This window comes from Microbulbifer okhotskensis, from assembly GCF_023895975.1.
GTDB lineage: Bacteria > Pseudomonadota > Gammaproteobacteria > Pseudomonadales > Cellvibrionaceae > Microbulbifer > Microbulbifer okhotskensis.
This window is the reverse complement of sequence record NZ_JALBWM010000383.1, coordinates 1-459: the sequence shown is the minus strand read 5'-3', so window position 1 is coordinate 459 and position 459 is coordinate 1. Positions and strand designations below refer to the sequence as shown.

Annotated in this window: 1 pseudogene; it reads right to left on the bottom strand. The window is 45.5% G+C overall.

The window, feature by feature from the left end:
• A pseudogene (locus tag MO867_RS22600) lies at positions 1 to 459 on the bottom strand (hypothetical protein); the annotation flags it as partial.

Sequence of the window (459 nt, the reverse complement as noted above, 5' to 3'; positions counted from 1 at the left end):
GATGTGTAACCCCGTTGGAATGATGGCCGAAATGAATTTCACCTTGGTATAGTAGGCATCTGCAGCAAGATATCTAATACCAAGATCAAGGAGTGTTGGTGCAAGTTTGGCAGCATGGTTAGCATATAGCTCAATTCTTGATTGGCCTTCTTCGTCTATTGTCTGCTGAGCATCCAAAGCATAGGCAGTATTCGACTTGAGGTCAGTGATGCAGATCATAGAGATTTCAAGGCCACGTTGCGAGGCTCCGGCACTACCATTGTAATACCAGCCCAGGCCCTCCGTCTTTTTCCCTGACTTATTGATAAAGCTGGCGTCTATAGCAGCTACGCATTCATGATCGTTTAGGAGCGTCTGCTTGAACAATTCTGCATTGAATTTAACGAAGTCAAAGTTCCGACGAGACCATCGCCGATAGCGCTTCTCACTGACTAAACTGTACCGTTCCATATTCAGATA